Source organism: Actinoplanes sp. ATCC 53533, assembly GCF_003947245.1.
Window position 1 is genome coordinate 1 of the sequence record NZ_QHHV01000608.1, and the last position, 733, is coordinate 733.

1 protein-coding gene is annotated in these 733 nt (G+C 65.9%); it reads right to left on the reverse strand.

All coding sequences use genetic code 11. The features are described 5' to 3' along the window. The coding region (locus DMB66_RS60275; protein WP_125812728.1) for a tyrosine-type recombinase/integrase at positions 1-702 on the reverse strand (702 nt) is incomplete at its 3' end. Positions 703-733 lie beyond the last annotated feature (31 nt).

The following is a 733-nucleotide window of genomic DNA, read 5'->3' on the forward strand; positions in this document are numbered from 1 at the left end:
CTGAATCATGTAGAAATCCGCCCCCGCGTCCAGCAACAACGCAACATGGGTATGCCGCAAATCGTGAAACCGCGGCCGCTTGTGCAACCGCGACTCGCAGCTGCACGTCGACACCGACACCGCCGTCACCCGCTCCAGCTCCGCGCCATTACCGGTCTTCACCGGTACCGGCGGGTGCTCGGGGCAGCGCTGCGCCGCCGACACCGCATACCGCCAGTAGCGCCACCGGAAGTTGTTCGCATCCCAGGCGCTGCCCTCGGGCGACGTGAACACCAAGGCGCTAGGCCGCTTTCCGGCGATCAACCGTGCCAGCAGCACGGCCATCTTTGGCGAGAGGTGAATCGACCGCCGGGACCGCTCCGACTTCGGTTTACCGAACTTCCCACCTCGATGCAGCGTCTTCACGACGTACACCACCGGCTTGCTCGCCGACAGATCCACCGATTTGACCCGCAGACCGAGAAGCTCGCCCAGCCGCATACCGGTGCCGATGGCGAACTCGACGAGGTCCCGGATGGCAGGTGGGCAGTTAGCGACCAAGATGTCGGCTTCGGCCGAGGTCAAGAAGACCGCGTCGTACTTCTCGATCCGGGGCAGCCCGTTGCTGCGCTGGCCCGCGGGAACGTCGAGCGGGTTGTCCAGCCGGTACCGCGGGACCGCGGACCGCATCACCATGTTCAGGACGGTCCAGTGCTTGTGCACGCTGGCCGGCGCTAGGTCCTCGCACAGGTCG